The following is a 25,743-nucleotide window of genomic DNA, read 5'->3' on the forward strand; positions in this document are numbered from 1 at the left end:
CAGAAATTATAATGAAATCACATGATGGATGTCAACGTAACTATGGGAGGCTCATTGCTATGTCTGGAAATTCTTTTGGAAATATATTTAAAATCACTACTTTTGGCGAATCGCATGGAGAGGCTGTCGGGGTAGTCGTTGACGGTGTTACTCCTGGCGTGGAAATAGACGAGCATTACATTCAAGCACAAATGGATCGCAGAAAACCAGGGCAATCTTCCGTTACTACTCCAAGGAAGGAATATGATATTATCCAAATTCTATCTGGCGTATTCGAGGGAAAGACAACGGGAACCCCGCTTTTTATTATGCTTCACAATAAAGACATGAGACCCGAAGCCTATGATGATATCAAATATGCATTCCGTCCCGGACACGCTGATTTTACTTACTTAAAGAAGTACGGCATCCGGGATCACCGGGGCAGCGGGCGAGCTTCCGGCCGAGAGACGGCCGGAAGGGTAGCCGCGGGAGCTGTGGCGCGCAAATTGCTCGAACGTCGAGGGGTGTCTGTCGTGGCCTACACCAAGGAAATCGGCGGTATCAAATGCGATGCATTTATTGAACGTGAGATTGAACAAAACGCGGTCAGAGCATGCGATCCGGCGGCCGCTCGCAAAATGATCGAGAAAATTCATCATTTGGCCTCCGTTGGCGATAGCTGCGGCGGGATTGTGGAGTGTAGAATTAGAGGGGTGAATCCCGGTATAGGCGAGCCAGCGTTCGATAAATTAGACGCGGAGCTTGCTAAAGCAATGCTATCCATCGGAGCAGTTAAAGGCATAGAGTTCGGCGCCGGTTTTTCAGCCGCAGAAATGCTGGGGAGCGAGCATAACGACCAGATGGACTCCTCCGGTTTTTTGAGCAATCATTCGGGCGGGATTATTGGAGGAATAAGCACGGGCAATGAAATTATTTTTAGAGTCGCCGTGAAACCCACTTCTTCGATCTCTCTTCCCCAAAAAACGATGAATGTGCATGGCGAAGAACAATTGATCGTGACAGAGGGCAGACATGACCCCTGCATATGTCCAAGAATCGTACCTGTTGTGGAAGCAATGGCTTGTCTTGTCGTTGAAGATCAATATAAGCGTCAAGCTGCTTTGATTCATGCATGACAGGATTTATTCCGGAAACTGAACTTGTAATTGTGCAGCAGTAGTCCATACATGCCATCCAGTCAAATGCTGGGTGGCATTTTTGCCGTGACCTTATAAGGTTGATACAGCTCTCAGGCGATGCCACGTCATCCTGTGCATCAAGTCACTGTGAAGATGGAGGGAATGTTGCAAATTGTAAGGGGGATATAATATGGAATTGTACATAGACAATCACCCAATTCAATACACAGTGAATAAGATATCTTAGAGTATATTTAAATTGGAGGAATAAGTGATGACTATGTGCAGACATGTATACCCTTATTACGGCGTGAGTCCATCAACAGAACCATATTTATATCCGAGCACCGAACAGATAACTGAAACAGAATCCCGTGTTGCCAGCCTGCCTGTTTTATCATTTAGTGTCGTTGCTAATGGTTATAGAGGTCTTTTGCAAATTCTAAATATTGGAAATGACGGGACTGTTACCGGAACTATATTTGGAGAACCGCTTATTGGTTTTTGGGACGAAAATTCACTTAAGCTCACATTTCAAAGATTGACTACAAGCAGTCCGACTCCCCAAAACCCTTATCAAGTTCTCAATGCTACTGCAATCCAAATCTATACGGGTTACCTGTTTACGGATGTTACAAATCAATCGCTTTACACGCTGGCAGGGTCGTTTGAGGCTTTTCATGGTACTGGAGGCACGGCGTCAAAAACCGTGTTCGGATGGTTTGCTCAAGCCCTACGATCGTAACAGACTTCCAGCACATAGGCCAGAAGTCCCATCAAGCAGAAAGCTCCTCCACCGAGACCAGCTCGGGTGAGGAGCTTCCTATCGTTTCTTGGATCAGTCTTCCTGGTATACGCGATGGCGCACGATATCGCCGGGATGCAAAACAAGCAGAGGTCCCCACGATGGATTCTGATCATGCATCGATTTTAACAGAAGTATCATCCGCTGAAAAATCATGTCGATTTCCGCATGCTGCACCAAGGCGCCCGTCACGGCGGCCGCGACCACGTGAGCTGCGTAGAATCCAGACCGCATATGTTCAGGCAGCGGACCCGCGGTGCTCAACAAAGCTCGTAATTGTGCAGTAAGGGACTCGTCCCGATTTCTCCAATTCTGAATTTGGTCCAAACTGTGATTTTCCAGCGTATGCAGCTTCGTCGTCATGATGGCGGCGGCCACGATCTTTGCAGACAGCTTGGCTTCCTCAGCGCCGACAACTTTTCCTTCCAGACGGATGTGGGTCAGATCTTTGTCCGTTTCTGTCTCGATGAGCTGCTCCCAGATATTAGCCTGGTCGAATTGCAGGATACCTACGGCATAGGCGGCTAAATATCCTCTCAAAATGTCAGCTGGATGGACGTCAGTCTCCGAACCGATATTTTTGAGCGCGGGAATTCCCGAAGTGGCCGCCCGGATTCCACGGAAATAACCAATCAAACCGATCCCTGCCGCAGGTCCCAGATTGAGTACCCCTAGGACGTCTGATGCCGTCTCGTCTATACGATGAGCCCAATATTCAGCCAAATCATCTCCGAGATTGTTCGCAAGAAGAGCCGCTCGTACCGTATCCGCTAATTCTTCAAGCAGTCCCGTATCGGCATGCAAAATATCATGCCCGCCCGTTTCGTGGCCCAAGCTGGACCAGGCCAGCAGGCCCCGTTGGGCATGAGCGGGAGGAAGACTTACGATACCCGTTTTCAAGCCTATCTGGGCTGTTCCGTCAATCGGGATGGTATACGGACCGAATTCCGGCTTCCCCCACTTAACGAGCGGCGGTATCATGCTCAAGTCTGGACGTTTCACTCTCGCTCTGTCTTCAGCGCTTAAAAAACCGTCGTACAGATCGCTCACCATCTCCTGAAAAGCTTCAGTGGCATCCGCATTGTAGCCTTCACCGTTCTGCAGTATGGTTTGTGCGACATCGAACAGCAGAAAGGCTGGTCCTTCGCGACGGGGATCGTGAATTAAAATATCGGTGAACCCTTCTGGACCCAGTTGATCCAACGCTCTAAGGAATGGTTCGACGACTGCGTCCCGGTACAGAACAGGCAGCTTTCTGCGTACTGCTTCCAATCTGCCGCGCAGTTGGTGGTAATCCGTCGGGTCAGGCGGGCCGGGAATATTGGAAACGACGGCCTTTCTGACATCTTCAACACATTGCGGAAGGTTCCTTATATCGGGTTCGAACGTAACTTCTTCGTTCGTGAGCACATCGTTTCGTTCAAGCATCGTACATCCTCCGTTATATAAATTTATTTACATATGTAACTTATCCCACATAAATAAAGTTATCCCTAAAAATAGAATACCAGTACAAATATGTAACAGTGAACAAATAGAGTTGTGCAAATCTCATATCGTCTGCAATGAAACGAATAAAAGTTTTCAGCCGTTTTAGGTCCAAATATGCCGTATTTGTTGTACCTCTCCATCTGCAAATTCAATCAAGAAAACATCAGGATTCGTCAGTTCCATGCACGTCTCGAAACCGAATCGAGCATCGTAACGCTGCAGCAGCAGTGTCATTGTAATCTGGTGGGTAACCAATAGATGCGTTTGTTGTTCACCGCCCCGTAAAAGTTGATCTACCAGCTCGCTAACCCGCTGCTGCACCTCATGATTTGACTCTCCCTGGGGAAATTTCTTTTCCGGGTGTTCGAAATGCACACGTAATTCGGCCAGGATGGCCCCTATATCTTCATTACGGCTGACATTACCCAAATTCAGCTCCTTTAATTTGTCATTGATAGACACCGAAAGCTGTAATTTTTCAGCGATGATGTTCGCCGTTTCACACGCACGACGGTAGGGACTAGAGAGAAGGTTATCTGTACTTACTACACCTTGGCGCTGTAAAAACTCACCTAGCAGCTTCGCCTGTTGAACACCTTCTCGCGTAAGAGGCGTGTCGGGATCATTCAATGTCAGGCCCTGTTGGGCCCTACAATGGCGTATGACATATAGCTTGGTTGACATCAGGTATTTAGCCACTCCTCTATTTGAAATAAGTATCGTGCTAGACCTATTTTAGACTTGGAGCAGTTATTTATTCACGATATAGAGCACTCCGACAAATATCTTGAATGTCGGCTTCGCTGAAAATGTCAGACCAATGCCCATGTTCTTGGTACAAACCATTTTATTACATATAAGATTCTTTTATGGAATTGATAAGTATAACTTTTATATCAGTTGCACAGATTAACCTGAGGAAGAGATTTGAATTCATTAATTGTATGGAGGTGTCGATTTGCAAACGGGCTGATTTATTAGCTCTTTCATCTATCCCTCTCATCATGACGTTAGGCAACTCCATGTTAATTCCTGTCCTTCCTGAGATACGGAGGCAATTACATTCCCATCGTGCTGCCTCTGGTCGGTGATATGTTCGACAATGAGAAAGACGTCAGCAGCGGACTTGGCATGATTGAGACGGCCAATACTTCTGGCAAAGTATTAAGTCCTATATTGGGATCCGCGTTGGTTGCTATTGTCTGGTATCTTCCATTCTGGTCTATACCAGTGCTCTGCTTCATCTCCATTACATTGGTCCTCTTTTTTGTTAAGAAGCCGCAGAAGCCTGAGAAAAAGCCTGTTCCTATCCGTATATTTCTTCATACAATCCTTCAGTTGTTAAAGGATAATTTCAGATGGCTCATGGCGTTGTTTATGATCGGAGGCATCGGCATGTTTATGCTGTTTGGGCTGCTGTTCTTTTTGTCTGAAACATCATTTTCAAGAAAATAAAAAAGGGACTCTGCTTAGGGGCCAAACTGACGTGGAAAAAGAAACTTGCGTTAAAATAGCGAAAAAGTGATTTTGTTGCCGATGATATTGCGAATTCGAATCCGCGGTTGTTGCGGGTTCGTTTTTGTTATTTTCATTATTATGCATGCCACTTGATTTTGCTTTGCTTTGCGTGTACTATTTACTTACCGGTAGGTAAGTAAAGTTTGATTCATCAGAAAGGGGGATTACATGAGCGCACCTTCGTCAAGAATTGTTGGATTTGACATAGCAAGGGCATTCGCGATGCTTGGCATGATGATTGTGAATTTTAAGACAGTAATGAATGCAGGTGAAAATGGACCCGATTGGCTTATTGCCTTTGCAGGCTTGTTTGAAGGAAGGGCATCTGCTGTATTTGTCGTGTTAGCAGGGGTTGGAATTTCATTAATGACTAGGAAAGCAAGAACCTCTAATAATCCTTTACTCATTCAAGATTATAGACAAAGCATCTGGAAGCGTTCTTTGTTTTTATTCAGTGTAGGAATGCTGCTGTACCTCTTTGGTTGGAGCGGAGACATTTTACATTATTACGGCCTGTATATGCTGATTGCCTCCTTTTTCATCTTGTCCTCGAACAAGACGATCCTTACAGCTTTTCTGGGTTTTCTGTTCACCGCTCAACTTATGCAGATCGCGCTTAATTATTGGCAAGGCTGGAACCCGTTGCTGCCATTTATGGATTACTTAGATTTTTGGACAATCAAAGGATTCCTTCGCAATTTGCTGTACAACGGATATCATCCGCTGTTTCCATGGTTCTGCTTCTTCCTGCTTGGCATGTGGTTGGGGAGACAGAATGTAATGGACCGTGCTTATCGCAAAAAAATCGTATGTTACTCGATAATAACAGCTGTCGTCTTGGAGGCTCTTGCTTTTTATCTCATCAAGGTTTCCAGCTCGGCCATCGGACTCGATGCAGCACAATTTCTGTTTTCAACCAAGACTTATCCGCCTAATCTATTTTATATATTATCCAGTTCAAGCACAGCGGTGGCAGTGATTGTTGTCTGTATCTATTTCGCCGAAAAATTCACCGATCACTGGTTTACCATCACGATGGTCAGGACTGGTCAGCTGGCTCTGACGCATTATATAAGCCATGTATTTATAGGGATAGGTCTATTGGCACTCCTAGGAAAGTTAGAAAATCAGACGCTCGCGTTTTCGATCCTTTATTCGCTCGCATTCTTTTCCGCAAGCGCTTTGTTATCGTACATTTGGAGAAGCAGATTTACACGAGGGCCGCTTGAAGCCTTGATGAGAAAAATCTAACGAAACAAAAAGCGGGGGAGTCCCTTAAGTAGAAAAACTACTTTTGAGACCGCCCCTGCGCTTTGCAATTGACATTTTAAACTACGATCTGGCTATCGAGATTAATCTTCACTTTTGAACACATTATGGACGGCTTCAGCCCAAATCTCATTGTAATCGATATTGAATCCCATGAGCATATAATTGCCGATGTTATCAATAACCATCGAGAGTAATTGTGCCTTGGTTGTCAGCTTCTCATTCGTAACGACTCCGAATTGCGCACCTTTCGTTAATAAGTCAACGAACCCGTTCATGAACCCTTCTGTAATGCTGTAAAACGTTTGGCGATATTTTTCATTTCGGATGGAAACCAAGATATACTCGTTAATGACCCGAGAGAAAAAAGCATCATTCTCTTGATCCTGAATCATTTTAAAGCCATCGGACAACAACTTCGCTTGGAAATTATTTTTCGTATATGCTTCAATCGTAAAATACTTTGCAAAATCGATTTCTTTACATATTTCCTCGAACAGAAAATCCACTAGTTCTTCTTTAGAGCTAAAATAATAATAGACGGCCGGTTTGGTAATACCTACTTCCTTGGCAATCATGGCCATACTTGTCTTATCAATCCCATGCTCGGCAAAAAGGGCGTAGGTGGTGTCTACGATTCTTTTGTAAGTCTCCGTATTGTTCACAGACTGGGCTCCTTCTTCTTCTGTTAATACTTACCGGTAAGTAAAGAATACAAAAAATAAAAAACAAACGCAAGTTCAGAGCAGTCCGATGAAGCTGCATGCATTCGAAAATGCAGGCAGTCAGGAAGGGATTGCCGCATCAGGCGACATTCAAATATTCCCTGTGGGAGAGAGGCACTCTTGCCAATGGGGACAACTGTTATCTTTTCTAAAAATGGAAATCGTCCCTTCCTTTATGGAGAAGGTGGCGGATGAGTCCGGATTGGGGAAGCTTTTTATGAGAACGACAGGTCTGACTCCTCTGCAATATTCCAATCAGACAAGATGAAACTAAGGCCGCTTCTCGGAATTTAACCAGGGAACGGCTTTTTTGCAATCCATACATTTGTCGGGGAATTATAGAAACGCCGTTCGCTCTGCAAGCAACGAATGGTTGCTCAGCCTAAGCAAGTTCAACGTCCTTTCTCCAATCGTAAGTTTGTTCCATTATGGTATAATTGCTACATATAAACAGCACTATGAATATTGAAAAGAGGAGCTGGTTATCATGAATTTTCGCCGCCTTGGCAATAGCGGGTTGAAAGTGTCTGCATTAGGATTAGGGACGAACGCATTCGGGAAACGTTCCGACAAACAGACCTCGATCCGAATTATACATAAGGCTTTGGATCACGGGATCAATTTTATAGACACGGCCAATATTTATGCGAATTCCGAATCAGAGCGAATTATCGGACAGGCATTGGAAGGAAGACGTCATAACGTGGTGTTGGCGACAAAAGCCGGGTTAGTTCGCGGGGAAGGTCCGAATGATCGCGGGTCGTCGCGCTGCCACTTGCAGCAAGAGCTGGACAACAGTCTGATGCGGTTGAAGACGGATTATGTCGATCTCTATCAAATCCACACGTTCGATCCCCATACACCGCTGGAAGAAACGTTAAGAACATTGGACGACATGGTTCGTTCGGGAAAAATACGATACATCGGGGCGTCGAATTATGCCGCGTGGGAGTTGATGAAGGCTGTAGGTATTAGTGAGCACCTTGGATTGAACCGCTATGTGTCCATTCAGACAAGCTACTCTCTCGCCGATCGGACTTCAGAGCAAGAGCTCGTCCCTCTATGTCAGGATCAGGGGATTGGCATCATCCCGTATTTTCCGCTGGCCGGTGGTATTTTGAGCGGGAAATACAGTTCTACGGAAGCGGTACCGGAAGGTTCGCGGGCGGAAACCGATCCTAATTTTAGTAAGTTCCTTAATGATGACCGCATTGCTCTGAGCAGAAATATTAGCAGTGTTGCTCACGACTTAGGCTGCACTCCCGGTGCGCTTTCCCTGTCTTGGCTCATTCACAGACCTTCCGTGTCAACCGTTATCGTTGGTGCTACAAAGGTTGAACAACTAGAGGAGAATCTGCACAGCATCTCGATAAAGCTGGATGCGAATCAACTGGAAGAGCTGGATCAAATCAGTTATCCTTTCCGCTATGGAGAGCCGTTCGCTGTTTACCGATTGCCGGAGTGAAAGATTTAGCCTAATTCGATAAAATGAATAGCACCGCGGGTTCATCTCGTCTCTTCATGAGGCGAGATTTTTTATTCACCCTGGAGGCCCATCAATTATGCTCTATGGGTAGAAAAGGGAGAAATACGCATAATGTACATTTTTATTGCATATTCATTGCATATATTCATGAACGTGCATAAGTGAAGGCTAAAGAGAGCCTCGGGGGATATATTACCATTTAATCAGCCTTGCGAAATGATAGTCTGTTCTCTATAATGTAGTATAAAACTTTATAGCTGGATGAAGTTTACGGGAGACAGGCAGCAGTCTGGCCGAAGGGGTAAAGCTCTCAGGCGCTTGAATTATCGAATGAAGAATTCGAATGCAATGCAAGCAGGACCGTAGATGGACAGGACTCTGGAGAGACTCCGTCATGGAGCACCGAAGGGGCAATACGGGTGATTTCACACGTTAAAACTCTCAGGTAAAAGGACAGGGATTGCAGAAGTGCAGGCATCGTTTTGCGTTGGAATTGTGACTAATCTCACTTATTCTCGTATTTGCTATTCTGCAAAAATGTCCCCGGAGTCAAATCAACCGATTTGGCTCTTTTTCATGTCGTTCGGCAATAAATAAAGATCATGAGGGGAATTTCTATGCACATGATAGAACAATGGTTAGGCAGCGTGAATCGTTTTGTATGGGGGCCGCCGCTTCTTATTTTGTTGGTAGGAACGGGAATTATATTTACATTCCGCCTTGGATTGCTGCAGGTGATTCGTCTGCCTCTTGCCCTAAAGCTCGTGTTCAAAGCTAAAAATGAAGGCGAAGGTGACGTAACCAGCTTTGGTGCGCTGGCTACCGCTTTGGCGGCAACGATCGGTACGGGCAACATTGTCGGGGTAGCTACTGCGATTAAAATAGGTGGACCTGGTGCGTTATTTTGGATGTGGATGGCGGCGTTCTTTGGAATGGCAACCAAGTATGCAGAAGGACTATTGGCCGTAAAATTTCGGAAGATTGACGATAATGGACAGATATCGGGCGGCCCTATGTATTACATTGAAAAAGGTTTGGGCATTAAATTTAAACCGCTTGCCGTTTTCTTCGCCGTGAGCGGAGTATTGGTTGCACTGTTTGGAGTGGGCACCTTCCCGCAAATCAATGCAATCGTGTCTTCCGCGCAGTCAAGCTTGGGCATCCCCGTAGTTGTTACGGCGGGTGTTGTGACTCTTTTGACAGCATTGGTGACAATTGGGGGGCTCAAGAGCATCTCGCATGTAACGACCAAAGTCGTACCTGTGATGGCCATTATTTATTTGATAGCGAGCAGCATTGTCCTTATTGTTTTTGCGGATCAGATTCCTCATGCGCTGTCGCTCATATTACATGGCGCCTTTAACGCGACAGCAGCAGGGGGCGGATTCCTCGGCGCAACGGTCATGATGGCGATTCGGAATGGTATCGCAAGAGGTGTATTTTCCAATGAATCTGGTCTGGGCAGCGCTCCGATTGCGGCAGCTGCGGCAAAGGTGAAGTGGCCTGCGGAGCAAGGGCTTGTATCCATGACGGGCACATTTTTCGATACGATTATTATTTGTTCTCTGACGGGATTGACATTGATTATAACCGGGGTTTGGAACGGCTCGACTGATGGGGCAGAGATGACCCAAGCGGCGTTTGATGCAGCTATGCCGTATGGATCCATCATTTTGATGTTTTGCCTTATACTGTTCGCTTTTACCACGATTCTAGGCTGGAATTATTACGGCGAACGTTGCATGGAATATTTATTTGGAGTCAAATCCATTCTGCCTTACCGCATCGTGTTCATCGTCCTGATCGGTCTGGGCGCGTTCATCAAGCTTGAGCTGATTTGGCAGCTCTCGGACATTGTGAATGGCTTAATGGCTCTGCCGAACCTCGTCGCGCTGCTAGGTCTATCCGGTGTGGTTGTGACGGAAACTCGTCTTTATCTGAAGCATATGAAAACACATAAAAAGTGAGAGGATAAAAGGTTGGAGCTGCTTCTTTTGTTGTTCAATCTGTTATCAAGAGTGGTACCGTGAGTTCATCTCGTCTCTTAGGGAGACGAGATTTTTTTATGTAAATCAAGGCAACTTGTTAATTCTGTGCTGTGAACATTGGACAGATGGAACCAAGCATGAGAAAATAAGAACCTGACATTGAGAATCATTCTTACTCATATCGAAAAATCATTATGTTTAGATTTAGATGAAGCTGGAGGAAAGAGAAGTGGACGAAGGGAAACATCATATTTTTTTACATAAAGCATTGCTTCAAATCAAACAAATCGAATGCATAGCAGTCGATGCTACGTCGGGCTGGGAGAGACATGAGCTTGCTTCTCATACCTTATTGTTCGTGACGGAGGGTCACGGAAAATTATACATGAACGATGAACTTCAACCGATAGATCTATCACGGAAATCCGTTTATTTGTTGCCTGCTGGCTTCGCACTTGCAGCTGAGAGCGACCCGACTCAATGTCTGAGTCTGTGCAGAATTGCGTTTGACATGTTTCGCGTTACGGAATGGACCGAGCTGAGAAGAGTGTATGAGAAGGAGTCAACGCTTCCCGAACATGGGGAAATACGGGTCAAGCAGTACCAACGCGTTCGGCATCTGATTCAATTATTGACTAGGGGCAGAGCTTCTCTAAACGAAATGGAAGATTCACGCAAGCAATTGTACTTGCATGAGCTGCTGTGCGTACTATTGGATAACAAAGCGGCGCCTATTTCCGAGCGCACCGAAAAATCGCTAGAAGGCACGATTCAGTACATGCAGCAGACTTATCATACGGATATCACCCTAGGGAAGCTGGCGGACATGGCGGGTATGCACCCCTCGTACTATTCCCAGCTTTTTAAACAAAAACTGAAGAAAAGCCCAATCGAGTATTTGACCGATTTGCGTATGAACCAGGCAAAGGTGCACTTGCTGGTATCGCGTGAGAAAATTCGTGACATCGCCCGTGATGTTGGATATAAAGATGAGTTTTATTTCAGCAGGAGGTTCAAAGTGTACAATGGCATAGCGCCAACCGTGTACATTAAGAAACATCATAGCAATATCGTATCTCTTTCGCATCCTTATACAGATCATTTATTAACGCTAGGCGTAAAGCCATTCGCAACACACATCGATAAGGAATCGCCATCCATGACCAAGCCGGTCTATGATCGGGTATGGGAAGACTTCAGGCAAACTTTATTGAAGCAAAAGCCTGATTTGATTTTATGCAAGGACCACATTTCGCTGCAAATGAGAAAGTATATAGGTGACATTGCACCGGTTGTGACGATTCCCTGGACGCGATTGGACTTGTTCGGACATTTGCATGAAATAGCCCGGCTTGTGGGCAAAGAACAGGCAGCTCGAGAGTGGATTGAACGCCACGAACAGAGAGCGGAACGCGAGCAAAAAAAAGTAAAAGCGGTTATCGGCGATGGAACGGTCGGGCTGCTCACGCTTGTCGATAACGAAGTGAAGCTTTACGGCGCACGCAACATCGGGCATGTGTTTTATCGTTCCTTGCAATTAACACCTCCAGAGCGGATACGAAAAGAAATGGATAAGCATACGCCTGGTACGGTCTTCAATTGGACGTCTGCAACCACAAAAAATCTATCTGATTACGAAACCGATCATCTTTTCATCGTGGTCAAGACGGAAGGAGAGGCAAAAAGCAGATTAAAAGAATGGCAAGCGAGCGAGGGCTGGAGCCAGCATCCGGCGGTCAAGCATAATCGGGTATATGTGTTGGATTGGGACAAATGGATGGTATATGCTCCACGTTCTATCGATCAGCAGTTGGACGAAGCGGTGACGCTGCTCACGGCATTAAGGTGAAGATAATCCAAATTCAAATCTAAAGATATGACATGGATTTTTCAGAGGAATGTTGTCATAATAATGATTATCATTATCATCATACATAATAATTCAACTCAAAGGGGTTTTTTCGAAATGTTTACACGCCATCGGACCATGATGTTTACTTTCATATGTTGTTTGCTAGTAATGGTTGTTACGGCTTGCAGCGGGGCAGCGTCGACGAATACACAAGGCGGAACGGAGCAAGCAACACTGTCTCAAGCTGATGCCATCGATAATAAGCAGGATGCCAAAGCAGCAGGATCAGACAAACGGATTGCGGTGCTATCCATTCCTTTTACGAGCGATTTGCTTGCTTTGGGAATTACTCCTGTAGGTGCTGTCACCCAAAAAGGAAAAGAGTTTCTCCCTCATGTAGCTGATCTCTTGAACAACACACAAAATTTAGGCAATTCTCAAGATCCCAACCTTGAAGCGATCGTGAGCATTGAACCAGACCTTATTATTGCACAGGAGGAGCTTATACAGGGGAAAAAGGAGGAACTTGAGAAAATTGCTCCAACGATTGTGCTTAATTTTAGAAATTCGACCTGGCAAGATCAATTGTCGCAGCTCGGCAAGGCGACAGGACGGGAAAAAGAAGCTGACGCGTTTATTTCCAACTATAATCAAGAAGCCGCCAGTGCGAAAGAAAAGGTTAAGCAAGCTCTTGGAGATGAAACCGTAATGGTTCTGCGCGTGCTCAAAAAAGAATTCAGAGTATACGGGCTAGACCGTAATTACGGCTCGTTGCTTTACGAAGACTTGGGGATTAAACCTGCCAAAGGATTGGAAAACATGGGACAAGGAAAGGAAGGACCGCAAGCCATATCCAGAGAACTGCTGCCGGATTTCGATCCTGATCATATCTTGCTTGAGGTTTCCGCTGACGCTGCCGCACAGCAGCTGTTCAAAGAGTTGGAGGAGAGTGCTATCTGGAAAAATATGAAGGCCGTCAAAAATGGCAATGTGCATGCGATTGAACAACAGCCATGGTTGGATTATTCGGCGATAGGCCAGCTTAAATCTTTGGAAGAAGCGGTAAAGCTATTTACCCAAAAATAAGAGACGGGAATCTCAGTAAAACAAGCGCCATCCATATGCGGATGGCGCTTGTTGATTGTAATACACTTCTGTTACACTCCCTGATAATGTATCCAGTGTCCTAGCCGAAAAGGCATACCCGTAATTTGTATCGTAGATTGTTTTGCGTTTTGCAAATGTGCTTCAGCGTAATCCTGCCACAGTATAATGTTTTCGATTACGGGTTTGAAAGAAGCAGGGGCGGCATCCCTCATGACAAATAAACCGGAATGCACGTTGCGATCCAACTGTTCGGCATTTTGAATGCAGGCAACCAATGTTTCAACAATGGAAGGTGCACTTTCACCATTCAGCAATCTTTGGGCGGAACCGGTTGCCGTCACCCGATGATAAGATGCCGGGACGAGACTTGCATGCATTTCTGCATTTCCTTGTAAATCTGTCGTCTCGGGGATATGAAATAACTCCGAGCTAATGGAACAAACCATCTGTTCACTATACAGACTATTGTATAATTCGGTTACAACAGGCTGCCACATTTCGTTTTGCCTCAATAACAACACCTACTTGACATTTTTGGGCTGATCTCCTGCTTCATCTTATGTCGTATCTAACGATTTGCTACATTAATCACTTGAAATTGATTGAAACGCAAGTATGGTTGCACAACGGCACAAACATCGTACATTCCCTACACTTAATATAGTTTTTTGTATAGAATAACAAATTTGGGTTTACTCTATATCTCGTATTGTTCGACTGCAAGAGTGAATGAAAGGACGGTTAGCCGTTATGTCTATAATTGGCGATGTAAAACAAATATGCGACCGATTAGAAAATGGTGGATGGAAGGATTTGTTTCTCAAGCACGGTATGGATATCTCCTCGCCCGATCTAAGAGGGGAGCTGCTAAGAGAACTGCCGAATATCGATAGAACTATTCCCGGGTTCGAAGATTTTGCATTCGAAGGCATAAGAGGTATCGAACCAGGAATACCCGCAAGAAGTCTTTTCTATCATGCACTCGCTTCATCTAATGTCGTGGACGGTTTGACTATCTTCCCTACATTAGCGGATCTTGAAACAGTGGAAAATCTGGTGTTTGGCATACAGCCCCCTTCATTGAACGAGATACGGCTTCGAGGGCAGAATCATTCGTTGGCGCTGGTCGTTTTTGCTGCTGAATATCGTCCTGCCTCGGAAACTGTTCATGAGAAACACGCGGATATGTGCTTTTCTCGTACAGGAGTGGCTCGAATCGGAACGTTGAAAGCAAAATATGATGATTCAATCCGGGGATTTCTTCCATTCGTCGATGAAGAACCGCACTCTATTCGAGTATTGCCGGCACGATACTCCTTGTATATCGCTGCCGAACGCAAAGGCGAGGCAAGCACGTTCGGACCGATGCGGTTTCAGCCAGAAGACAGCGAGCATACATTCTGGGTTCCTATTCATAAATTGTTCGACGGAACAGAATGCATTCGTGATTACGATCTCAATGTGGACTTTAAGGCGCACCATGTCAATGAAAAGCTGCGGCGCATCCATCTCGAGTTGGGGAAAAGATACAATACAGGGTGGTCCGCTCCAGAAATAAACGAGCCGCCATTTATTTTTCACGAAGATATAGCCGATTGGTCACATGAGCCAGCGCATGGTAAAGGAATGCTTGTTCCTGCCGTTCATGCCGCATTGGTCGAAGAGGCAAAGTATAAGGGCAATACACTCACTTTCATAGTACCGCAAGGCCATGAAAAGTTCTCCACCAGTCTTGAAATTTCTCCAGAAAACGGACGATGGCGACAAGCTCCGGAATATGTTCACATTCGCCATCGATTAGAGCAGGACGGTACAATTACTAACCTCAATGATAAACATGATCTTGCCCAAATCATAGACGAGGGTGGATACAGAGCGGTGCATTATATTGATTATACAGCGGACGGATGTATCGAAGCTGCATGTCCCGAACTGGCTTTCGAATTTCCTAGATCGGAGGCGGCTTACTCTTTGGTTACGGCGCCTGATTTCTTCCCAAGCTGCGAGCAGGGTGAACTGACAAAATGGTGGATACAGTCCGTGCCGAATGAGCTTCAAGACGAACTGTGGGAAACGCCTCCATATCCGTTGTCCGATCAACGAATAGCTGCCAACCTTGAATTCAAGACTCCTGACAGGCAAGGTGGAAGAACCATATTTTCGAAAGACGACAAGACGATGACGGCCATCGTCTCGCTTTTTTATAACTCTCCCGTGCAGCGTTCGACTCATCTTAGTGATTCGAAAACAACTCGTCACTCTTACTTACCTGATGCAGCATCAGGTATCATCGCTCCGGGCTGGGATGTAAGTCGCGATCGTGCAAATGATGGAACAGAGTTTCTGTCCTCTTATGGACTTGGAAGTCCGTTTCCCGAAGATTCCAAGTTATGCGCAGCGTTGAGTACGTTCTGGCCCGCAGTTTCACCCGACGCAGCACGCACATTTGAACCATCTTGGCCGACTGTCAGTCCATTGACGGATGAGGAAATCGGACAAAAAGGAAACCTGCCGTGGGACGGCGTTCCAGGGCCAAAGCAAATACCCGAGAGTAAATTGGTCGATTACCATTCGCTGGCTTATTCGGACTATGTCGATCATGCGTTGGATAATAAATTTACGATGGCGCTCACTGGACGGATAGATGCGTCGGAATATAAGGCAAGAGTTCTATCGATGGCTTATGCATACCGAGCACTTGATATAACGAATACGGAAAAACGATTATGGAGCGTGCTTTCTTTCCAGAAAGTCGCGTCAAACGATGAAGAGCTGCAAACTGCCATCGAGCAATCCCGACATCATCTAGGAGGTACCATTTATCGCTTCGTTATATATCGAAGAGGGAGTGACAATATTGCTCATCCTGATGATTTTCGTAAAATTCGAATCGAGATGCAGGAAGAAGCAACATTATTCGTAAACGGTATCGATGTTCTGCTAAAGCGAAACAATGGCAATTGGACGCACGTTAGGCCACATGAATAGAGTCGATGTCGCTATTATTGGCGGCGGCCCGGCGGGGGCGGCGACGGCAATCTTTTGCGCCGAATCGGGATTAAGCGTCGCGATAATCGAGAGTGCTTCGTTTCCGCGTGATCGGCCTGGAGAATCTCTTCATCCCGGGATTGAACCACTTTTGAAACGGCTTGGTGTAGACGGAAAAATTCGTGAAGCGAATTTTGTCCGGCATGAAGGGCATTGGACAAAATGGGATGCGGATTGGTGTTTCGTCCCATTCGGAGCGGACGATACCGGGCCATGGCGCGGCTTCCAAGCTTGGCGAGCCGACTTCGATGCTATTATGATTCAAAGGGCCGCTGAATTGGGAGTTCAAATGTATCAACCTTGCCGTGCCATTCGTCCTATCGTAGAACGGAAACGTGTGTCTGGACTCGTGACTTCTGAAGGAGAATTAAGGTCGTCCTGGGTTGTTGATGCTGCCGGGGGTCATCATTGGCTTGCACGGAAATTGGGACTGCCAATTAAGAAATATTCACCTCGGCTAATCGTCAGGTACGGGTATGTAACAGGGCAATGCCCTACTCGCGATCACGCACCAGTCATGGAGTCAGACAGTAGAGGGTGGACTTGGACCGCCAAGGTGCGTCCGAATGTATACCAATGGACACGGCTTGACTTGGTTCAAGACTGTGCAAGCGAACAAGTCGCTATCCCTAAGGAATATGAAGGCATGAGTGTCTTGGGACGGATTAAAGGAGTGGATGTAACATGGAGAAAGGTGAAAAAGCCTGCCGGGCCCGGGTATTGGCTCGTCGGTGATGCAGCTTTCATACTTGATCCTGCCTCTTCGCACGGTGTCTTGAAGGCCATCATGTCCGGCATGATGACTGCTCATCATATTACAGGGATTGCTACAGGCTCTTTTGATGAAAAAACGGCCTTTCGTGCATACCAGCACTGGTTGGGGGATTGGTTTCATCACGACAGAGATCGACTGGAGGAGTTCTATCGGTTGCTGCCATGCTATTCTAATTGAAAAGAACTGAATGATAGCGATAGGACTAGGGAATTTGGAAAGAGAAAACGAACCATCGCTAAATCATGGAAAATCAGTTGCTTCTATACATATTCCAACTATGTATTGGTGATCCTAAGAATAAATTCAAAATAAGAAAGGAAGCAGGATCTAATGATTCGAGAAGTTGACAAAAGGAACTACAGTTATAACAACAACGATAACGAACGAGTTCGTCTAATTAACGGATTTGCCGAAGCTATTTCTGAAAACATACCAGACACAACCAGTATTAATATATCCAACATAAACCCTATAACTGGTAGTCCGGCTATGGTCACTATCAATAATAATGAAGAATCTGATGGTAGATCTTTTATTACTAGAGCTATTGATTATATGCAACATACTTCAGCGGTTTTAAGTTTCTCTCCGGAAACAGGAGTAGCAACAGAAGCGGAATTTGTTCCGGATCCGAATGTCATAACAACAAGTGCAGGAGTATCAATCGTACATTTACACCAACATTACCGCGGGATCCCTATATTTCAAATGTCGAGAACCGTACGTTTTTCTGGAAATGGTACGGTTGAAGACATCGTGGGCGATAATGTCATTTTTAATGAAGAAATAAATGTGATGCCTGAAATAGATGTTAACTCAGCGATAAAAAAGGCTAATGAGTATATGAACTTACATCATCAGGTGGATGAGGACGCGAAAGACGGCTGGGGGCAACCCATTCATCATACGGATTTAAACACTTCCAGTTATGAACCGAAAATTTTGGTAACTTTTCCTACTGTTGCACGTTATACGGTACTTGATCAAGGTGAATTCGGAGATTATATCCCCGCCAATCTCGTCATATTTCACCAAAACCCAAACTCAAGGCTAGCTTGGCGTTTTATTATTTCCCTTAAGGAAATGGTTGCACAGTATGAAGTAATTGTTGCAGCTGATAATGAACAACCTGGCGAAATTCTTTATTTTAAGCAGATTAGCCGCCACATAAAAGCAAAAGGAAATATATATGAAACAAACCCTGGGGATGGCAGAACTATGGTCCCTTTTCCGAGACCGTTAATGGACTACCCAGTAAAACCTGTTACGGAATTACCAAGTGATTTCCCCAAGGATTGGGTTAATGAAACAGAGACTATCGGAAATAGCACTGAGGCTGTATTTTGCGATTCAAATTCTTCAACCTTACAAGTTTGCTCTCCGGCAACACACCTAAATGGCAATGTCGTAAACGGGATGGTGACATTTGACCCTTCTGATGCAACAGGTAATGATCAGAAAATCTTAAATATTTTCTATTTTTGCAACTACATGCATGATTTCTTTTACATGCTTGGCTTTGATGAGAAGGCAGGAAATTTTCAAAAAATCAATTCCTCAGGTATAGGAAACGCAGGAGATAGTGTTAGAGCCCGCGCGTATAGTGGGCCTGTATTTGGCACAGCCAATATGAGCACTCCTGTAGATGGCCAAAGCCCAATCATGAGAATGGGTATAGTTGCTTCGAACAATCGACATACTGCTTTTGATGCCGATGTAGTGTTCCATGAATTTACTCACGGAGTAACAAATAGGCTGGCTGGAGGGCCCCTCGATTTTGGGTCGTTGGAACAACCACAATGCAATGGGATGGGTGAGGGCTGGAGTGATTACTTTGCACTTACAATTCAAAATTATAGCAGAAATGTAGAAAAAGTTGTGACGGGTGCCTGGGTTTCGGGAAATCCGAACGGAATTCGTCATTTTAAATACGATGATAATTTCCCTGACCATTTTGGAAAGCTTGGAACTGGGCGGTATCGCGAGGGGAACGAACACGAAATCGGGGAAATATGGTGTGCAATACTCATGTATATGAACCGTAGATTTGTTGAAAAGTTTAGCAAGGATAAAGGTTATAATTTAGCATGGAGAATCGTCGTCGATGGATTAAAACGCTCTCGCTCAAATCCAAGTTTTCTTGATGCGCGGAGCGACATACTAAAAGCTTTGGAGGACCTGAAGAATGCAGGAAAAATAAGTGCAGAAGACTATAGTGCAGCACGTCATAGCGCCTGGAAAACTTTTTCAAAGTTTGGCATGGGACCCAATGCACGCAGCGCTGGAGCTTCTCTTGTTGGCATTGTTGCAGACTTTGAACTGCCAGAAGACTTGCATTGAAGGAAGAACTCTCGTCTGCGGCAGTGCTTATCATGCTAACCTGAAGATTCGACCGGAAAGGCCTCGCTCGGTTCCTTTTCGGTCGGGTTCCAGGTCTGCTTGTTGGACAAAAATAAATCGATTGTTGCAAATTTCCCTTCAATAGCACTCTTGCACGCTGCATCCCCTAATAAAGGAATCTCCATAAATAAAAAGTGGCATAGGACTCCCAATTTGTCCATGTTGAAGATAGCTGCAAGATCTCTTCTTTGGTTGGTTTCTGTTCGGTGCCCATAAGATGTTTGATTGCATTGTGCAGACCGACATCATCAATGGGAAACGCAGAAGGAATTCTCAGACAGCGCATCAGAACATAGTTAGCTGTCCACGGTCCGATTCCCCGGATACTTACTAGCATCTTTTCCGCTTTTTTATAGTCCCCTGTGGCCAGCAATCGTTTTTTGGTCAGTTTCCCTTCGGCGATCAGTTGGGCTACCCCAATGAGATATTCGCTTTTCTTGGTTGTCATTTGCAATACAGCCAAATCGCTAACCGCCAATGCCGCGATTTCATGAGGGGAGGGGAAGATCCAATATTGCTCTCCATCCAGCTCCACGCTGCGGCCGAAGTTTTCTACGAGACGCCTTTTTAAGGTATAAGCAAAGGCAAGGTTAATTTGCTGTCCGATGATTCCCCAACATAATGCCTCGAATAGATCGGGAATTCCGACATTGCGCAGTCCATAAAACTCACTGACCGCTCTGTGCAGCAATAAATCATTTTTGGCCAAATCATAAAACGGGCGCAAATCGGTCTCCAAATCAAACCACTCGCTTACATAGCCCGCCACCGCGGCACGAACCTCTTGGCGAGAAGGCGTTGTATTCCCCAAAAAACGGATGGTAATCACGTTTTCATGTTCCGCGCTAATTTCAATGATTGGCGTTTCCTGACCGATCGGGACAGCTTTGTAGATCCTATGATCCTTAATATGAAACAAGCATTCATTAGGGGCGTTAGACAGGTATTTCATATTTTCGGAAAAGCTGAATTCTTTCGGCACAGATAATTTTAATTGTTGCCCGTTATCTTCCCAGGAGCCTTGCGGAAGACTGGGCACGTCTATTAAATATGGGTCATCCCACTGCGGATTTATCGTATTCCTTTTCATAAAAATCCTCCCATTCATATTAATAACATTACACTCTTAGTTGTAACACAAAATGATTTTATGCAATTTTGATATCTTGCTTTTATATTCTTAGAAGCGTACATACGGCCATCATTGGGGTTATACTGTGTGTGGAGGCGAACACGATGAAGAATCAAACAGGGCATGAGCATGAGTATATGCACATCGCAGCTCAAATCGCAAATACTGCAGGTACAGGCGAGGAACGCATAACGGATGAAATGTGGCAAGCCATAACGCGAAACGATGCGTCCTACGATGATAAGTTTTTTTACGCCGTAAAGACCACGGGTATTTTTTGCCGGCCGTCTTGCAAATCCAAGCCTCCTAATATTGAAAATGTACGTATATTTCAAAGCGCCCAGCAGGCCATGTCAGAACATTTTCGCCCCTGCAAACGATGTAAACCGAGCGGACAACGATTGCCTGATGATGACTGGGTGGCTCAAATCACGCAATACATTGACATGAATTACAGTGAAACTTTAACGCTGGAAACACTGGCGGATGTGTGTCATGGCAGTCCCTATCATTTGCATCGCACCTTCAAGCGGATCAAGGGAATAACTCCGGTTGAATATATTCAGCGGACGAGAATTGCGAAGGCCATTGAGTATCTTGCCACTACGGATAAAGCAATCGCGGAGATTGCCCTCCATGCAGGCATCCCCAACACAGCTTATTTTATAACTTTGTTCAAGAAGAGAACGGGGCATACGCCTACAGACTATCGCAAATTAAACTGTAGCAAAATAACCACGGAGGTGCTGGACAATGAAAGCAAAAAATAATGCTGCGATTTATTGGACTTTGCTTGTTCATGAACAATGGCACATGCATATCGCTGCAACATCAAAAGGGCTTTGTTACGTAGGTTCTCAGAATAAGCCATATGAAGAGTTATCCCATTGGGTTAAGAGCCGTTTTCCGAACAGCGTTATGGTGCAGGATGATGAGAAATTACAACCGTATGCGGCTGAATTAATCGAGTATTTCCAAGGGAAGCGCAAGACCTTTTCAGTGACATTTGATTTTTACGGCACTTCGTTTCAATTAGCCGTATGGAACGCGCTGTGCGAAATTCCGTACGGGCAGACCCAGTCCTACTCCGACATTGCGAATCACATCCAAAAACCGGCTGCGGTACGTGCTGTTGGAGCTGCTATTGGCGCCAATCCGGTATTAATTACAGTCCCTTGCCATCGGGTAATCGGTAAAAACGGCGCGCTGACCGGTTATCGGGGCGGTCTGGAAATGAAGACGCAGCTGCTGCAGCTGGAATGTGAAAGCTCGCTCATCGAAGGGAGTCCGCTGCATGCCTAATCGTCTCGCAGAGCGCATTGCTTCTATGGACTGGAATTCGCTGCAGCTCTCGCTGGACGAGAAGGGTTATGCTGCACTTCCACCTCTATTGGACAAAGAGCAGTGTCGTGCAATTATAGATACGTATGATGAGGAATCCAATTTTCGAAGTACAATAGATATGGCCAGATACCGGTTCGGAAGTGGGGAATACAAGTATTATCGAGAGCCTCTTCCCGGGTTGTTGCAACAGCTTCGTGTAAGCTTCTACCTTGAACTCGCCAAAACGGCTAATCGTTGGCTGGAACAGCTCGGGCGTGACGCCATCTATCCGGCCGAGCTGCCAGAATTTCTTGATCAGTGCCGCCAGCAGGAGCAGCTGCGCTCAACACCGTTGATTCTTAAATATGAAGCAGGCGGATACAACTGTCTGCATCAGGATTTGTATGGAGAAGTTTTCTTTCCATTCCAAGTCGTATTTGCATTGAATCAGAGAGAGACGGATTACACTGGCGGGGAATTCCTGCTGATGGAGCAAAGGCCGAGGGCGCAAAGCAGGGGACATGTTATTACACTGGAACAAGGAGCAGGGCTTATCTTCCCGACGAATCATCGTCCTGTTTCCGGCTCGCGCGGGTACTATAGAGCTACGCTTCGACACGGCGTCAGTACGATTACATCGGGTATTAGGTACAGTCTGGGTATCATTTTCCACAATGCAAAATGAGTGTATTCGCAGGGGGATTCGGGTGTGAAGAGTGAATTTTGTTACAAATATCCAAAGACGCTTCTTAATAAAGGAACAGGGTTTCTGTCCGATTATAGCCACTCCCTGAATCCATATACAGGCTGTTCATTTGGTTGTTCATATTGCTATGTGCGTCAAATGCCTGTTTCGATATTCCGTAAGGAGGAATGGGGGACTTGGGTGGACATCAAGCAGGAAGCGGCCAATATTCTGCGCAAAGAGCTTCGCAGAGCGAAGGAAAAAGGGAAGGTGACTATCTTCATGTCATCCAGCACTGACCCATACCAACCCATTGAGCATAAGGAGAAAGTCACCAGATCCTTGTTGGAAGTAATGGTTCAAGATCCACCGGATTTTTTATTTGTGCAGACCCGAAGTCCATTAGTCCGGAGAGATATTGATCTATTACTTCTATTAAAGGATAGAGTGCGAGTGAGCATGACCGTTGAAACAGACCGAGAAGATATACGTAAACATTTTACGCCGGGCGCCCCGCCGATTAGCGCAAGGTTAAAGACGCTGCAGCTTTTGACAGATGCAGGTGTGCCGGTACAAGCAACCATAGCCCCGGTGTTGCCCAGCAGTGAACAGTTTCCGGAAAAATTAAAGAGACTGGTCAGCCGCGTCTGTGTGGATGATTATTTCATGGGAGACGGCAGCGGAGGAAAAAGAACCAAGAATCTAGGTATATATTCAATGTACGAAGGAATTGGTCTGGAAAAATGGTACGATCCTTCCGCATATCGTATTGTATATGAAAGATTGCTAAAGGTGTTTTCCAAAGATCAAGTCTATTTGAGTCAGAAAGGCTTTGCGCCTTAATAAAAATTGTATCACCCTATTCAGGCTGCGTTTTAACACTATCCTATCAGGATGGTGTTTTTCATTTATTACGTAATACAATATCGGCCTCCGTGAAGCTATCTACTGAAAATAATTCTTTTTGGGTACATGAAACTACGAATCGGGTATGGAGCCCTGTTGGTGTCCGCAGTATACTTTTGAAAACAAGCGCTACGCAGCATCATTAATAATCTGGTTGCATGACTGCGGACAAATGGATGGAAGAAGAGCCGGTATTGTGGTCGATAGGCAGAGATCATTTTGGAAGAAAAGAATGGTTCTAAGGTCAAGGAAGAAGGTTCACTTTCGCATGGTTCTTTTTCCACTTGCGAATCTTGGCTCTAAAAGACGTAAATGGTGCAACTGAATTAATATGAATCCATCTAATCATTGGCCAGTTCGGATTATCACCGGTCCATGTATGAACACCTTGTGTATAGAGTTCATCGTCACTTACATTATCAATCCAATCTAACCATTTCTTTTCTAAATCGCGAAATAAATGACGCAATTCAGTTAGAGTGCAATCCGAATAATTTTTGTAAAACGATTGATACAATTCGCCCAACTGATTCCATTTATAATCAGGAGAAGGCATCTGCACCACTTCCCCCTCTTTTTCGTTTTTGTCCCAACTCATAACAAGATTGAGCCAACCTAATTGGTAAGCAATAATTTCTGCTGGTGTTCTATCTACTTCAGGCAGTCTGATGTCTTTTTGACTATCATCAATATCGTTATACTCGCCATCTAATAATAAATATCTTTTGTGAATCTCTTCTTTCAAATCCGTCTTGCTTGCATAAGCATACGTCGCCATACATTCAGCTCCTATCATTCAATTGATTGTATTATGGCATAAATAACATGACAACAGTACGTCATATTTATATTGATTTGACCGAAACACGTGAAGGAAATCAAGCGGGGGTACTCTAAGATAAATAGTATAAAAGAACTATTTTGATGTAATGACATAATAAGTCATTTTTAGCTATTGCTGATATATATTATCATCTGATAGATTTAAAATAGTCTATAGGCAACGTACTAGAGTTTACTAAGTAGATGTAGAGAGGTATTCGAAATATGAAGAAAAAAATCTACACTTTGTTAGGCATTGTCATCATATTTGCTTGTGCTTTCGTTGTTCAAAGGAATATAGCCGATTCCAAAGCTATCCATTTCGATCCACAACAATTAACTGTAATGGAAGCCTTACATGCAGGAATGCTTGAAGCAAAAAAATGGGATTCAGGCGCTGTACCGCTTTATTTGACAAGTGTAGATGATGAGCTTGGAAAAAAAAGCGGGCAGGACGGCAGGAGGAGGAGGTGGAACTTACAAGTCAGTACTCCAGATCATAAACGGGCAGTCGTGTCCATACGCGATGGCATTGTAGAAAAGGTGTATCCCGGAGTCGGCCCTTATATTCCTGAAATGGTCGTCTCAAGTGAAGAAATCAATATTGATAGTCCTCAATTAGTAAAAAAGAGTAAACAAGAACGTAACCTATTGCCTGGTATCGATTGGGCTAATGGCTATCATTTTGTTCTTCAAGTATTAAATGGCCAATCTACAATTACAGTGGTCGGTCTTGATAACTCAACAAAATTACAACAAATCATTTATGACTCTTCTTCAGGAGAGATCATGAATTAATAGATTACATAAGGAGGAATGACTATGAAAAAATCGCTTTTTACAATGTTAATTTCTGTTGTATTAGCTTTTACAACCTCCTCAGCGGCTTTTGCAGATACCACTTATACCAATCAAGACTTTACAGCATATACCGGAGCCTCTGGAGACAATAGTCCTGTATTCGCAAGTGGTAATGGCGCATATATTGGCGGGATTGCTGTTCATCCATCTTCGTGGGGCAGCAGCAATTGGAATAAACCTATATATCGATTTGGAGCAATGATTGTATTGAATAATAATCAACGGATTACGATTCCTGGAGGATACTCTTTAAATACATTCATTGTTGAAGATACGGGCGATCTTAATAATGCCGGAAATCTTACCTATCGATGGATCGATGTTTATTTTGGAAAGTATAGCGCAGCAACACATCAAGCAGCTATCAACTTCGGCAAAAAGAAATTCAGCTACACGGTCATCTCCTGAATCTAGTCTCTGGCCGCCCTT

General features: G+C 44.9%; 24 protein-coding genes and 1 riboswitch. Of the genes, 18 read left to right on the forward strand and 6 right to left on the reverse strand.

The features are described 5' to 3' along the window. Nucleotides 1-59 precede the first annotated feature (59 nt). Complete coding sequence (aroC, locus tag A372_RS0112000) at nucleotides 60-1,118, forward strand: chorismate synthase (protein ID WP_019421093.1); 1,059 nt, start codon at nucleotides 60-62, stop codon at nucleotides 1,116-1,118. Nucleotides 1,119-1,395: 277 nt separating this feature from the next. After that, a complete protein-coding gene (locus tag A372_RS0112005) occupies nucleotides 1,396-1,866 on the forward strand; it encodes a hypothetical protein (RefSeq protein WP_019421094.1) in 471 nt (156 codons plus the stop codon). Between the two features lie 93 nt (nucleotides 1,867-1,959). Here A372_RS0112005 and A372_RS0112010 read toward each other — a convergent pair whose 3' ends face one another. Both A372_RS0112010 and A372_RS0112015 read right to left on the reverse strand, forming a co-directional pair. Next, nucleotides 1,960-3,354, reverse strand: a complete 1,395-nt coding sequence (locus A372_RS0112010; protein ID WP_019421095.1) for a hypothetical protein — start codon at nucleotides 3,352-3,354, stop codon at nucleotides 1,960-1,962. A 165-nt stretch (nucleotides 3,355-3,519) separates the two neighbouring features. Beyond that, entirely contained in the window at nucleotides 3,520-4,101 is a 582-nt protein-coding gene (locus A372_RS0112015; RefSeq protein ID WP_019421096.1) for a histidine phosphatase family protein, read from the reverse strand. A 408-nt stretch (nucleotides 4,102-4,509) separates the two neighbouring features. On the opposite strand from A372_RS0112015, the gene A372_RS38585 reads away from it, so the two are divergent. Together A372_RS38585 and A372_RS0112030 are read left to right on the forward strand one after the other, a co-directional pair. Then, a complete protein-coding gene (locus A372_RS38585; protein ID WP_237728519.1) occupies nucleotides 4,510-4,872 on the forward strand; it encodes an MFS transporter in 363 nt (120 codons plus the stop codon). A gap of 231 nt (nucleotides 4,873-5,103) precedes the next feature. Then, nucleotides 5,104-6,186: a DUF418 domain-containing protein gene (locus A372_RS0112030; protein ID WP_019421099.1), complete on the forward strand. Its 1,083-nt coding sequence runs from the start codon at nucleotides 5,104-5,106 to the stop codon at nucleotides 6,184-6,186. A gap of 101 nt (nucleotides 6,187-6,287) precedes the next feature. Here A372_RS0112030 and A372_RS0112035 read toward each other — a convergent pair whose 3' ends face one another. Continuing rightward, nucleotides 6,288-6,869, reverse strand: a complete 582-nt coding sequence (locus A372_RS0112035) for a TetR/AcrR family transcriptional regulator (RefSeq protein ID WP_019421100.1) — start codon at nucleotides 6,867-6,869, stop codon at nucleotides 6,288-6,290. Between the two features lie 88 nt (nucleotides 6,870-6,957). Here A372_RS0112035 and A372_RS0112040 point away from each other — a divergent pair, with 88 nt between their 5' ends. The 5 genes from A372_RS0112040 to A372_RS0112060 all read left to right on the forward strand — a co-directional run bounded on the left by A372_RS0112040 (nucleotide 6,958) and on the right by A372_RS0112060 (nucleotide 13,341). Then, nucleotides 6,958-7,197 carry a hypothetical protein gene (locus A372_RS0112040; RefSeq protein ID WP_019421101.1) on the forward strand — a complete coding sequence of 80 codons (240 nt, stop codon included), beginning with the start codon at nucleotides 6,958-6,960 and terminating at the stop codon, nucleotides 7,195-7,197. 219 nt (nucleotides 7,198-7,416) lie between these two features. Further along, a complete protein-coding gene (locus A372_RS0112045) occupies nucleotides 7,417-8,394 on the forward strand; it encodes an aldo/keto reductase (RefSeq protein WP_019421102.1) in 978 nt (325 codons plus the stop codon). A 389-nt stretch (nucleotides 8,395-8,783) separates the two neighbouring features. Next, a riboswitch (glycine riboswitch) is annotated at nucleotides 8,784-8,882 on the forward strand. 150 nt (nucleotides 8,883-9,032) lie between these two features. After that, nucleotides 9,033-10,382: an amino acid carrier protein gene (locus A372_RS0112050; RefSeq protein WP_019421103.1), complete on the forward strand. Its 1,350-nt coding sequence runs from the start codon at nucleotides 9,033-9,035 to the stop codon at nucleotides 10,380-10,382. A gap of 250 nt (nucleotides 10,383-10,632) precedes the next feature. After that, nucleotides 10,633-12,252 carry an AraC family transcriptional regulator gene (locus A372_RS0112055; protein WP_019421104.1) on the forward strand — a complete coding sequence of 540 codons (1,620 nt, stop codon included), beginning with the start codon at nucleotides 10,633-10,635 and terminating at the stop codon, nucleotides 12,250-12,252. Between the two features lie 117 nt (nucleotides 12,253-12,369). Next, nucleotides 12,370-13,341 (forward strand): ABC transporter substrate-binding protein, encoded by a 972-nt coding sequence (locus A372_RS0112060; protein WP_019421105.1) that lies wholly within the window; start codon nucleotides 12,370-12,372, stop codon nucleotides 13,339-13,341. Between the two features lie 71 nt (nucleotides 13,342-13,412). On the opposite strand, the gene A372_RS0112065 is transcribed toward A372_RS0112060, so the two are convergent. After that, nucleotides 13,413-13,874, reverse strand: a complete 462-nt coding sequence (locus A372_RS0112065) for a hypothetical protein (RefSeq protein ID WP_157259526.1) — start codon at nucleotides 13,872-13,874, stop codon at nucleotides 13,413-13,415. Between the two features lie 238 nt (nucleotides 13,875-14,112). Here A372_RS0112065 and A372_RS0112070 point away from each other — a divergent pair, with 238 nt between their 5' ends. The 3 genes from A372_RS0112070 to A372_RS0112080 all read left to right on the forward strand — a co-directional run bounded on the left by A372_RS0112070 (nucleotide 14,113) and on the right by A372_RS0112080 (nucleotide 19,525). Next, on the forward strand, nucleotides 14,113-16,350 hold the full coding sequence (locus A372_RS0112070; RefSeq protein ID WP_019421107.1) for a hypothetical protein: 2,238 nt from the start codon (nucleotides 14,113-14,115) through the stop codon (nucleotides 16,348-16,350). Further along, nucleotides 16,343-17,362, forward strand: a complete 1,020-nt coding sequence (locus A372_RS0112075; protein WP_019421108.1) for an NAD(P)/FAD-dependent oxidoreductase — start codon at nucleotides 16,343-16,345, stop codon at nucleotides 17,360-17,362. The genes A372_RS0112070 and A372_RS0112075 overlap by 8 nt, the downstream gene beginning before the upstream one ends. Before the next feature lie 153 nt (nucleotides 17,363-17,515). Next, on the forward strand, nucleotides 17,516-19,525 hold the full coding sequence (locus A372_RS0112080) for a M36 family metallopeptidase (protein WP_019421109.1): 2,010 nt from the start codon (nucleotides 17,516-17,518) through the stop codon (nucleotides 19,523-19,525). Nucleotides 19,526-19,691: 166 nt separating this feature from the next. On the opposite strand, the gene A372_RS0112090 is transcribed toward A372_RS0112080, so the two are convergent. Then, nucleotides 19,692-20,675 (reverse strand): DNA-3-methyladenine glycosylase family protein, encoded by a 984-nt coding sequence (locus A372_RS0112090; RefSeq protein ID WP_019421111.1) that lies wholly within the window; start codon nucleotides 20,673-20,675, stop codon nucleotides 19,692-19,694. A 179-nt stretch (nucleotides 20,676-20,854) separates the two neighbouring features. On the opposite strand from A372_RS0112090, the gene A372_RS0112095 reads away from it, so the two are divergent. Genes A372_RS0112095 through A372_RS0112110 form a run of 4 tightly spaced genes read left to right on the forward strand, consistent with a single transcriptional unit; the run spans nucleotide 20,855 to nucleotide 23,568 of the window. Next, a complete protein-coding gene (locus tag A372_RS0112095; RefSeq protein ID WP_051004489.1) occupies nucleotides 20,855-21,487 on the forward strand; it encodes a bifunctional transcriptional activator/DNA repair enzyme AdaA in 633 nt (210 codons plus the stop codon). Next, on the forward strand, nucleotides 21,471-22,019 hold the full coding sequence (locus A372_RS0112100; RefSeq protein ID WP_019421113.1) for a methylated-DNA--[protein]-cysteine S-methyltransferase: 549 nt from the start codon (nucleotides 21,471-21,473) through the stop codon (nucleotides 22,017-22,019). The genes A372_RS0112095 and A372_RS0112100 overlap by 17 nt, the downstream gene beginning before the upstream one ends. Next, complete coding sequence (locus A372_RS0112105) at nucleotides 22,012-22,725, forward strand: 2OG-Fe(II) oxygenase (RefSeq protein WP_019421114.1); 714 nt, start codon at nucleotides 22,012-22,014, stop codon at nucleotides 22,723-22,725. The genes A372_RS0112100 and A372_RS0112105 overlap by 8 nt, the downstream gene beginning before the upstream one ends. A gap of 24 nt (nucleotides 22,726-22,749) precedes the next feature. Continuing rightward, entirely contained in the window at nucleotides 22,750-23,568 is an 819-nt protein-coding gene (locus A372_RS0112110) for an SPL family radical SAM protein (RefSeq protein WP_026011032.1), read from the forward strand. A gap of 307 nt (nucleotides 23,569-23,875) precedes the next feature. Here the strand turns inward: A372_RS0112110 and A372_RS0112115 are convergent, their stop codons facing one another. Further along, nucleotides 23,876-24,409 carry a ClbS/DfsB family four-helix bundle protein gene (locus A372_RS0112115; RefSeq protein WP_019421116.1) on the reverse strand — a complete coding sequence of 178 codons (534 nt, stop codon included), beginning with the start codon at nucleotides 24,407-24,409 and terminating at the stop codon, nucleotides 23,876-23,878. A 269-nt stretch (nucleotides 24,410-24,678) separates the two neighbouring features. Here A372_RS0112115 and A372_RS0112120 point away from each other — a divergent pair, with 269 nt between their 5' ends. Both A372_RS0112120 and A372_RS0112125 read left to right on the forward strand, forming a co-directional pair. Then, nucleotides 24,679-25,251 (forward strand): hypothetical protein, encoded by a 573-nt coding sequence (locus A372_RS0112120; RefSeq protein ID WP_019421117.1) that lies wholly within the window; start codon nucleotides 24,679-24,681, stop codon nucleotides 25,249-25,251. 24 nt (nucleotides 25,252-25,275) lie between these two features. Continuing rightward, a complete protein-coding gene (locus A372_RS0112125; RefSeq protein WP_019421118.1) occupies nucleotides 25,276-25,722 on the forward strand; it encodes a hypothetical protein in 447 nt (148 codons plus the stop codon). Nucleotides 25,723-25,743 lie beyond the last annotated feature (21 nt).

The sequence above is a fragment of the Paenibacillus sp. OSY-SE genome, assembly GCF_000283315.1.
In the GTDB taxonomy this organism is placed as follows: Bacteria; Bacillota; Bacilli; order Paenibacillales; family Paenibacillaceae; genus Paenibacillus_B; species Paenibacillus_B profundus.

Bases quoted from the DNA above. Each gene is read 5' to 3' on its own strand.
- aroC (WP_019421093.1), top strand. From the start codon at position 60: ATGTCTGGAAATTCTTTTGGAAATATATTTAAAATCACTACTTTTGGC.
- A372_RS0112005 (WP_019421094.1), top strand. From the start codon at position 1,396: ATGACTATGTGCAGACATGTATACCCTTATTACGGCGTGAGTCCATCA.
- A372_RS0112010 (WP_019421095.1), bottom strand. From the start codon at position 3,354: ATGCTTGAACGAAACGATGTGCTCACGAACGAAGAAGTTACGTTCGAA.
- A372_RS0112015 (WP_019421096.1), bottom strand. From the start codon at position 4,101: ATGTCAACCAAGCTATATGTCATACGCCATTGTAGGGCCCAACAGGGC.
- A372_RS38585 (WP_237728519.1), top strand. From the start codon at position 4,510: ATGTTCGACAATGAGAAAGACGTCAGCAGCGGACTTGGCATGATTGAG.
- A372_RS0112030 (WP_019421099.1), top strand. From the start codon at position 5,104: ATGAGCGCACCTTCGTCAAGAATTGTTGGATTTGACATAGCAAGGGCA.
- A372_RS0112040 (WP_019421101.1), top strand. From the start codon at position 6,958: ATGAAGCTGCATGCATTCGAAAATGCAGGCAGTCAGGAAGGGATTGCC.
- A372_RS0112045 (WP_019421102.1), top strand. From the start codon at position 7,417: ATGAATTTTCGCCGCCTTGGCAATAGCGGGTTGAAAGTGTCTGCATTA.
- A372_RS0112050 (WP_019421103.1), top strand. From the start codon at position 9,033: ATGCACATGATAGAACAATGGTTAGGCAGCGTGAATCGTTTTGTATGG.
- A372_RS0112060 (WP_019421105.1), top strand. From the start codon at position 12,370: ATGTTTACACGCCATCGGACCATGATGTTTACTTTCATATGTTGTTTG.
- A372_RS0112070 (WP_019421107.1), top strand. From the start codon at position 14,113: ATGTCTATAATTGGCGATGTAAAACAAATATGCGACCGATTAGAAAAT.
- A372_RS0112075 (WP_019421108.1), top strand. From the start codon at position 16,343: ATGAATAGAGTCGATGTCGCTATTATTGGCGGCGGCCCGGCGGGGGCG.
- A372_RS0112080 (WP_019421109.1), top strand. From the start codon at position 17,516: ATGATTCGAGAAGTTGACAAAAGGAACTACAGTTATAACAACAACGAT.
- A372_RS0112090 (WP_019421111.1), bottom strand. From the start codon at position 20,675: ATGAAAAGGAATACGATAAATCCGCAGTGGGATGACCCATATTTAATA.
- A372_RS0112095 (WP_051004489.1), top strand. From the start codon at position 20,855: ATGCACATCGCAGCTCAAATCGCAAATACTGCAGGTACAGGCGAGGAA.
- A372_RS0112100 (WP_019421113.1), top strand. From the start codon at position 21,471: ATGAAAGCAAAAAATAATGCTGCGATTTATTGGACTTTGCTTGTTCAT.
- A372_RS0112105 (WP_019421114.1), top strand. From the start codon at position 22,012: ATGCCTAATCGTCTCGCAGAGCGCATTGCTTCTATGGACTGGAATTCG.
- A372_RS0112115 (WP_019421116.1), bottom strand. From the start codon at position 24,409: ATGGCGACGTATGCTTATGCAAGCAAGACGGATTTGAAAGAAGAGATT.
- A372_RS0112120 (WP_019421117.1), top strand. From the start codon at position 24,679: ATGAAGAAAAAAATCTACACTTTGTTAGGCATTGTCATCATATTTGCT.
- A372_RS0112125 (WP_019421118.1), top strand. From the start codon at position 25,276: ATGAAAAAATCGCTTTTTACAATGTTAATTTCTGTTGTATTAGCTTTT.